Origin of the sequence: Streptomyces sp. NPDC002490, from assembly GCF_040296045.1 — a bacterium.
Classification (GTDB): Bacteria; Actinomycetota; Actinomycetes; order Streptomycetales; family Streptomycetaceae; genus Streptomyces.
Window position 1 is genome coordinate 154515 of record NZ_JBEOWM010000011.1, and the last position, 8985, is coordinate 163499.

Annotated in this window: 5 protein-coding genes; 3 read left to right on the forward strand and 2 right to left on the reverse strand. The window is 71.6% G+C overall.

Annotated elements, in window-relative coordinates:
- Positions 1-15: 15 nt before the first annotated feature.
- A complete protein-coding gene (locus tag ABT092_RS10050; protein ID WP_351241832.1) occupies positions 16-672 on the forward strand; it encodes an O-methyltransferase in 657 nt (218 codons plus the stop codon).
- A gap of 116 nt (positions 673-788) precedes the next feature.
- Here ABT092_RS10050 and ABT092_RS10055 read toward each other — a convergent pair whose 3' ends face one another.
- On the reverse strand, positions 789-2363 hold the full coding sequence (locus ABT092_RS10055) for a long-chain-fatty-acid--CoA ligase (RefSeq protein ID WP_351241834.1): 1575 nt from the start codon (positions 2361-2363) through the stop codon (positions 789-791).
- Between the two features lie 7 nt (positions 2364-2370).
- A complete protein-coding gene (locus tag ABT092_RS10060; RefSeq protein WP_351241836.1) occupies positions 2371-3915 on the reverse strand; it encodes an AMP-binding protein in 1545 nt (514 codons plus the stop codon).
- Between the two features lie 210 nt (positions 3916-4125).
- Between ABT092_RS10060 and hemA the strand changes: the two genes are divergently transcribed.
- Together hemA and ABT092_RS10070 are read left to right on the forward strand one after the other, a co-directional pair.
- Entirely contained in the window at positions 4126-5361 is a 1236-nt protein-coding gene (gene hemA, locus ABT092_RS10065) for a 5-aminolevulinate synthase (RefSeq protein ID WP_351241838.1), read from the forward strand.
- A 220-nt stretch (positions 5362-5581) separates the two neighbouring features.
- Positions 5582-8985, forward strand: a 3404-nt coding sequence (locus ABT092_RS10070) for an acyltransferase domain-containing protein (RefSeq protein ID WP_351241840.1), incomplete at its 3' end; no start/stop codon positions are given.

Below are 8985 nucleotides of genomic sequence, written 5' to 3' on the forward strand. Positions count from 1 at the left end.
GATAGGGTCGTTGGCATGACGCGAACCCCCACGCCCCTGTCGGACGAGTTGTTCGACTACCTGTGCGCCCACGGGACCCCGCCCGACCCCGTGCAGTCGCGACTGATCGCCGAGACCGCCGCCCTCGGGCACGAGGCCCGACTGCAGGTCTCTCCCGACGAGGGCACCTTCCTGACCCTCCTGACCGAATTGGCCGGAGCCCGCACCGCCCTGGAGATCGGGACCTTCACCGGGTACTCCGCCTTGGCCATCGCCCGCGGACTCGGTGAAGGGGGCCGTCTGACCTGTCTGGACATCAGCGAGGAGTGGACCCGGATCGCCCGCCGCCACTGGGAGGCCGCCGGTGTCCAGGACCGCATCGACCTCCGTCTGGGGCCGGCCCTGGACACCCTCGGGGCCCTGCCCGACCAGCCGACCTACGATCTGGCCTTCATCGACGCCGACTACGAGAACTACCCCGCCTACTGGGAGCAGGTGGTGCCGCGGGTGCGGTCCGGCGGCGTGATCCTGGTCGACAACGTCCTTTACCACGGACGCGTCATCGACCCGGACGACACCGCCGGGACCACCCGGGCCGTCCGGCAGCTCAACGAACGCGTCCGCACCGACGACCGCGTCGAAGCCACCATGATCCACATCGCGGACGGACTCACCCTCGCCCGCAAGAAGTAGGCGTTGCCGACCCGATCGACGGCCCCGCACGGTGGTGCCCGCATCCCTCCGGGGGCGCGGGCACCGGGTGAGCGTGACGTACCGGCACGTCGGCCCCGCGGGAGTCGGGGGCGGGCTCACCCCGGCGGCGCTCCCTCCTCCGCCTCCCCGCCCCGGGCACCGCCCAACCGGGAGACCAGCTCGCGTTTGAGGACCTTGCCGCTGGGGCCGAGGGGGAAGGCGTCGACGAACTCCACCAGCCGCGGGTACTTGTACGGGGCCATCCGTGCCCGGCTCCACGCCACGATCTCGGCGCCGAGGCCCGGGCCGGGCGTGGCGCCGGGCGAGGTCCGCACCACCGCGCACACCTCCTCGCCGTGGACGGCGTGCGGCAGTCCTACGACGGCCACCTGGGCGATCGCCGGATGGCGGGCCAACACGTCCTCCACCTCGCGCGGGTAGACGTTGTACCCGGCGCGCAGCACCACGTCCTTCTTGCGGTCGACGATGGACAGGTAGCCCTCGTCGTCCTTGACGCCGAGGTCGCCGGAGCGGAACCAGCCGTCCACGATCGCCTCGGCGGTCGCCTCCGGCCGGTTCAGGTAGCCGGCCATGACGTTGTGCCCCCGGACGACGACCTCGCCCACCTCGCCGGCGGCCAACAACTCGATGCGGTCCGCCACCTCGGCCCTGGCGATCTCGACCTCGACGCCCCACACCGGTTTGCCCACGGTGCCCGGCTTGAGCGGCCACGCCTTCTGGTTGTAGGCCACCACCGGAGAGGTCTCGGTCAGTCCGTAGCCCTCGTAGACCGGGCAGCCGAAGGTCTCCCGGAACGCGTCGAGGAGCGCCACCGGCAGTGCGGAGCCGCCGGAGAACGCCCGGGTGAGCGGGGGCCGGCGCGGGTCGGTGCGGGCCGCGTCGAGGAGGGCCACGTACATCGTGGGAACTCCCATGAACAGGGTGCAGTCCTCCCGCACCATGTGGTCCAACGCTCCCGGTCCGTCGAACCTGGGCATGAGCACCAGGGTCGCTCCCGCCCGGAAGCAGGTGTTCATCCCGCAGATCTGGCCGAAGGTGTGGAACAGCGGCAGACAGCCGAGCAGGACGTCGTCCGCCGTGACCTCGAACGGGGAGAGCATGGTGGTGTCGACGTTCATCACCACGTTGAGGTGGGTGAGCAGTGCGCCCTTGGGGCGGCCGGTGGTGCCGGAGGTGTAGAGGACGACGGCGATGTCGTCCGGGGCGCGCAGCACGTGGCGGTCGATCGGGGTGCTCCGGGCGGCGAGCGCGTCCAGGCGCGGCGCCCGGGGGTCCTCCTCGTCCGCCATGACGGTGAGCAGGGGGGTCCGGGTCGCCGCTGCGGCTGCGCCGCCCTCGGTGAGCAGGGGGGCGGCGCAGATCAGCGCCGTGGCGCCGGAGTCGTCGAGGACGTAGGCGATCTCGTCGGCCCGGAGCAGGGCGTGGACGGGGACCGCGACCGCGCCGAGGGCGAGCACGCCGAAGTAGGCCAGGGGGAAGTGCGGGGTGTTGGGCAGGAGCAGCGCCACCTTGTCGTCCGGACCGATGCCCCGCTCGCGCAGTGCCGCGGCGTAGCGGCGTGCTCCGTCCCACAGTTCGCGGTAGGTGATCCGGCGCGCGGCGAACACGACCGCCGGGTGGTCGGGTCGTCGCAGTGCCGACTCGGCGAGCACGGCCGCCACCGAGAGCACGCGGCGCTCACCCGCCCGCTTCCGCGGCCAGCCGGGTCTTGTCCGGCTTGCCGACGCCGGTGAGGGGCAGCGAGGTGCGGATGCGGATCTCGGCCGGGACGTGCTTGGGGGAGATGGCCGTGCGGACGTGGTCCGCGAGTTCGGCGACGGTGACGGTGCCTCCCCGGTGCAGCACCACGGCGGCGTGCAGGTACTCGATCCGGTCCGCGTCCCGAACGCAGAACACGCACGCCTGGGCGACCTCGGGGTGGGCCAGGAAGGCGTTCTCGACCGTCACCGCGTGGATCTTGATGCCGTTGGTCTTCATCACCTCGCCGATCCGGCCGCGCAGGTGGAGGTACCCGTCACCGTCGATGAAGCCGAGGTCGCCGGTGTGCACCCAGCCGTCCCGCACGGTCCGGGCGGTGAGTTCGGGTTCCCCCACGTACGCGCGCATCGTGAACGGCGACTGCACGCAGACCTCGCCGATCTCGCCGTCCGGCAGGTCGTGGTGGTCGTCCTGGTCGCGGATCCGGACCCAGCCGGGCATCGGCCGTCCGACCGTGATCCGCAGCGGGGGATCGAGGTGCTCGGCCGGCGCGAGCATGCTGACCAGACCGGCCTCGCTGGTGGCATAGACCTGGGTGAGCACCTGGCCGAAGAGCTTGACGGCATCGGCCAACCGCTCCGGGGAGGCGGGGGACCCCACGTAGGTGACCATCTGGAGGGACGACAGGTCGGTCGAGCCCACGTCGGGATGGTCCATGAGCATGTACAGCTGGGGAGGGGAGACCAACAGCCGGGTGATCCGCTGCCGTTGCACGGCCCGCAGCACGTCACCGGGGTCGAAGCCGTCCTGGAGCACCACCGAACCGCCGGAGGCGAGCGAGTCGTCGGTGGTGGCGCCGCTGGAGTGGCTCAGCGGCAGGGTGGCCAGGTAGACCGACCGCCACCGCATCTGGAGCCCGGCGGAGATGAAGCCGTTGCGGGCGCGGAAGTCGACGGCGATGCCCTTGGGCTGACCGGTCGTACCGCTGGTGTACGTCACCACCGCCGGACGGTCGAGGTCGATCTCGACGCCGGCGGGGTCGAACGCATCGGCGTCGCCGGTCGTCAGGTCGAGGACGTCGGGGCCGAGGTCGCCGAGGCCGACGAGGGCGGGGGGAGCCGACAGCCGGTCGCGGAGTTCCCTGCCGGCGGCGAGGTTCTCCGCGTCGACGGCCAGGTGCGTCGCGCCGGTCTGCCGGAGGATCCTGAGTCTGGCCTCGGCGGCGATGTGGTCGCCGGGATCCACCGCGTTGGTGGTGTGCAGGTGGACCACCGTGGCCCCGATCAGGTTCGCGGCGTACCGCAGGATCAGGGTCGGGGCGGTGTTGGTGACGGTGAGGATCGCGACCACGCTGCCGGTGGTCGTCCCCTCGGTGCGCCGTCGCAGGGCCTGAGCCGCGGACCGGACCCGAGCCGTCAATTCAGCTGCGGTCAGGGTCTTCCCGTGCCACGACAGCACCACCTTCTCCGGTTCGGCGGAGATCACCTCGAGAATCGTGCTGACATACGTTTCGTTCGGCGACATGCAGAACTCCCGTTGTGCCGTTACGAGGAATTTTCGGGAGCATACAACACGGTAGGTGGATGTGTCAGGAGTCGGGATTCTTGAACGAATGTGCCAGGCCGTAGGAATGCAACAGGCCGCGCCATCGAAATGATATGCCGCTCTGGGACAATCCCCTCAGCCAGTCCGAGTCCCGCATCGACGAAGTTCTCAGAGAAACGAGTTGACGTCATGGACCATTACCTGGAGATCTTTTCGCGACGCATGCAGGAATCCTCGTCCCCGCAAGGAAAACGGGAATTCCTCCAGATCGGGCGGCTCGCCGGAAAGTTTCCGGCGGCGCAGAACCACCGTGACGGAACCGTCTCCGAGATCACCGTCTGGTGCAGCAACGACTACCTGGGAATGGGTCAGCACCCGAGCGTGCTGGCCGCGACCCGGGAAGCGCTCGACGAGTACGGCGCCGGGGCGGGCGGCTCCCGGAACATCGGCGGAACCCACCGCTACCACGTGCTGTTGGAGAAGGAACTGGCCGAACTGCACGGCAAGGCCGACGCCCTCCTCTTCACCTCCGGGTACACCGCCAACGACGGCGCCCTCTCGGTGCTCGCCGGAGTGCTGGGCGACTGCGTCGTCTTCTCCGACGAGATGAACCACGCCTCGATCATCGACGGACTCCGGCACAGCGGCGCGGAGAAGCGGATCTTCCGCCACAACGACACCGCACACCTGGAGGAGTTGCTCTCCGCCACCGATCCCGCCCGCCCGAAGATGATCGTCATGGAATCGGTCTACTCCATGGCCGGCGACGTCGCCCCGCTCGCCGAGATCGCCCGGCTCGCCCGGGAGCACGGCGCCATGACCTTCCTCGACGAAGTGCACGCGGTCGGGATGTACGGGCCCCAGGGAGCCGGCATCGCGGCCGGCCTGGGACTCGCGGACGAGTTCACCGTCATCATGGGGACCCTGGCCAAGGGGTTCGGCACCACCGGTGGGTACATCGCGGGCCCGGCCGAACTGGTCGACGCGGTGCGCGGCCTGTCCCGCTCCTTCATCTTTACCACCGCGCTTCCCCCCGCGGTCGTGGCCGGCGCACTCGCCGCGGTCCGGCACCTGCGCACCTCGGACGAGGAACGCGAGAGGCTCAGCGAGAACGCACGGCTGATGCACCGACTGCTCCGGGAGCACGAGATCCCCTTCGTCTCCGACGAATCCCACATCGTCTCCGTCTTCGTGGGGGACGACGCCCTCTCCAAACGCGTCTCCGCGCTCCTCCTGGAGCACCACGGCGCCTACGTCCAGGCCATCAACTCGCCGAGCGTGCGTCCGGGGCAGGAGATCCTCCGGACCGCACCCGGCGCCGTGCACCACCCCTCCGAGGTGCGGAAGTTGGTCACTGCACTGGACGGGATCTGGCGGGAACTGGGCCTACCGCGCGCACAGCGCCCCACGACGACGGCCGGCTGACCCGGCCGTTTCCCGAAGGAACGGGATCCGCGCCGGTGTCGCGGCCCGCGCTATCAGGCCGCTATTCCGCTCCGGCAGGATCTGGCACGCGGGTCCGGCAGTCGTTCGCGCCGGACGTCAAGACAAGCGAACGGGCAGGGGTCGACCCGGGAAATCGGGCCCACCCCGGTGGTCCGGTGACTGATGCGTCCTGCTCGCCGTGAAGGAGTCCGGAAACACGATGGCGCACTCAACGGGTACGGGATCGCCGCTGCTCTGGACCATGGCCGGCAGCGGCAGGGAATCCTTGGCGGCCGGTGCGCGCGCCCTGCGCGCGCACCTGGCCGGTCGTGACGACTGGAACCCCGAGGACATCGCACTCGCCCTGGCACGCACCGCCGCCGACGGGAGCCGACGTGCCGCGCTGGTGGCGCAGGACCGCGAAGGCTTCCTGGACCGGCTGGACGCACTCGCCGCGGGTCGGGGCGCCCCCGGTCTGCTGGAGGGGAACACCGGCGGCTCGCACCGCCGGGTCGCCTTCGTGTTCCCCGGCCAGGGCGCCCAGTGGCCCCGGATGGCGGTGGACCTGTGGGACGCCTCCACGGTGTTCCGCAACCGGATGGACGAGTGCGTCCAGGCGCTGGAACCGTTCGTCGACTGGTCGTTGCCGGACGCGCTGCGGGACCCGGGAGCGCCGCACGGGCCGGCGGCGGACCGGGCCGACGTGGTGCAACCCCTGCTCTTCGCCGTGACGGTGTCCCTGGCAGCGCTGTGGCGCTCCCACGGGGTCGAACCCGAGGCGGTGCTCGGGCACAGCGTCGGCGAGGTCACCGCCGCCGCGGTCTGCGGCGCACTCTCCCTGGACGACTCCGCGCGGGTGGTGGCCCTGTGGAGCCGCGCCCAGGCGACCCTCGCCGGCCGGGGGGACATGGTCTCCGTCATGGCCCCGGTCGGCGAGGTGGAGCCACGGCTGCGGCGCTGGGAAGGCCGCCTCGTCGTCGCCGCCCTGAACGGGCCCCGGTCCGTGATCGTCTCGGGAGACTCCGACGCCGCGGCCGAACTCCTCGCCGAACTGGCCGCGGCCGGAGTGCACGCACGGAAGGTCGCGGTCGGGCTGGCCGCGCACTCCCCGCACATCGACGAGATCGTCCCCCGGCTCCGTGCCGACCTGGCCCCGCTCCAGCCGCTCACCACGCACCTGCCGTACTACTCCGGGCTAACCGGGGGACTCCTGGACGCCCCCGTGCTGGACGCCGACTACTGGTGCCGCAACCTGCGCAGCACCGTCCGGTTCCAGCAGGCGGCGGAGTCCCTGCTGGACGCCGGCCACGACGTGCTGTTGGAGGTCAGCCCGCACACCGTGCTGACCTCCGCCCTCACCCACTGCGCGGAGGAACGCGGCGCGCGGGCCGCCGTCCTCGGGACGCTCCGCCGCGACCAGGGCGGCCCCGCCCGCTTCCTCGCCTCGCTCGGCGAGCTGTACGTGCAGGGGGTGACGCCCGATGCGGGGACGGCGTCCGCCGGACGGGAGCCCCGCCCGCTGGACCTGCCGCTGGCGGCCTTCGTGGAGCCCGCCCCGGCCGACATGACCCTGCCCGACGACGCCACCGGCAGCGAAGGGGACGGCCTGGCGCTCCGCGCGGAACTGGCGGAGACGGACGAGCCCGGACAACGCGCCGTCCTGCTGCGTCTGGTGGCACGGGAGGTCGTGGCCCTGACCGGGCGCACCGATCCGGTGGTGCCGGGGAACCTGACCTTCCTCGACCTGGGATTCGACTCCGTCACGGCGGTGGAACTGCGCAACCGGCTGAGCGCGGCCACGGGGCTGCGGATTCCGTCGACGGTGGTGTTCGACTGCCCCACCCCGGAGGAACTGGCCGAACGCCTCCGCACCGAACTCGTCGGTGACCGGCCCGACAGCGGTGCGGACCCGGCCGTGGCGTCGGCGAGGGCCGCGGACGAGGACCCCGTGGTGATCGTCAGCATGGGATGCCGCTACCCCGGCGGCGTCAACAGTCCGGAGGAGCTCTGGACCTTGGTGTCGGCGGGCGCCGACGCCGTCTCCGCGCTCCCCACCAACCGGGGCTGGGACACCGCAGGCCGGTACGACCCCGCACCGGGCACGCCGGGGCGGTACTACCAGCGCGAGGCCGGAACCCTCGACGGGGCCGCCGAGTTCGACGCGGAGTTCTTCGGGATCTCGCCGCGCGAGGCGCTGGCGATGGACCCCCAGCAGCGGCTGCTGCTGGAGACCGCTTGGGAGGTGCTGGAGCGGGCCGGGATCGATCCGTCGACCCTGCGGCGGAGCCGCACGGGCGTCTTCGTCGGGGCGATGACCATGGACTACGGGCCCCGCCTGGAACAGGGCACCGACCTCGGCGGCCACCTGCTGACCGGCAACACCGGAAGCGTCGTGTCCGGCCGGCTCGCCTACACCCTCGGGTTGGAGGGCGCCGCGATCACCGTGGACACGGCGTGCTCGTCCTCGCTGGTGGCCCTGCACCTGGCGGTGCGGGCACTGCGGTCGGGGGAGTGCTCGCTGGCGCTCGCCGGTGGGGTCACGGTGATGCCCACGCTCGGCATGCTCGTGGAGTTCAGCCGGCAGGGGGGCCTGGCTCCGGACGGCCGCTGCAAGGCGTTCGCGGCGGCGGCCGACGGGTTCGGCCTCGCCGAGGGCGTGGGGCTGGTGTTGGTGGAGCGGTTGTCGGATGCGGTGCGTAGGGGGCATCCGGTGTTGGCGGTGGTGCGGGGTTCGGCGGTGAATCAGGATGGTGCGTCGAACGGGTTGACGGCGCCGAACGGTCCGTCGCAGCAGCGGGTGATCCGGGCGGCGTTGGCGGATGCCGGTCTTGCGGGGTTCGAGGTGGACGTGGTGGAGGCGCACGGCACCGGCACCCGATTGGGCGATCCGATCGAGGCGCAGGCGCTGTTGGCGACCTACGGTCAGGACCGCCCGGCGGAACGCCCGCTGTGGATCGGCTCGTTGAAGTCCAACATCGGGCACACCCAGGCCGCGGCGGGCGTGGGCGGTGTGATCAAGTCGGTGCTGGCGATGCGGCACGGGGTCATGCCGAAGACCCTGCACGTCGACGGTCCCACGCCGGAGGTGGACTGGTCGGCGGGGGCCGGTGCCCTGTTGACGGAGGCCCGGGAGTGGGAGGACGCCGGTCGGCCGCGTCGGGTGGGCGTGTCGTCGTTCGGGGTGAGCGGTACCAATGCCCATGTCGTTCTGGAGTCGGCGCCGGTCGTGGCTTCGGGCGAGTTGGTCGCTTCGGCCGGGGTCGTTCCTCCGCGGTCGGTGGTGTGGCCGTTGTCGGCTCGGGATGGTGCGGGGTTGCGGGGTCAGGCGGCTGCGTTGGTGGGGCGGGTGGCGGCGGAGCCGGCGTTGGACGTGGTGGATGTCGGTTACTCGCTGGCGGTGGGGCGTTCGCGTTTCGCGGAGCGTGCGGTGGTGGTGGGTGCCGATCGGGGTGAACTGGTGCACGGCTTGCGGGTGTTGGCGGAGGGGGGTGTGGTGCCTCAGTTGGTGTCGGGTGGTGGTGTGGTGTCGGGTCGTACGGTGTTGGTGTTTCCGGGTCAGGGGTCGCAGTGGGTGGGGATGGCTGCGGGGTTGTTGGGTGAGTCGGAGGTGTTTGCGGGGCGGTT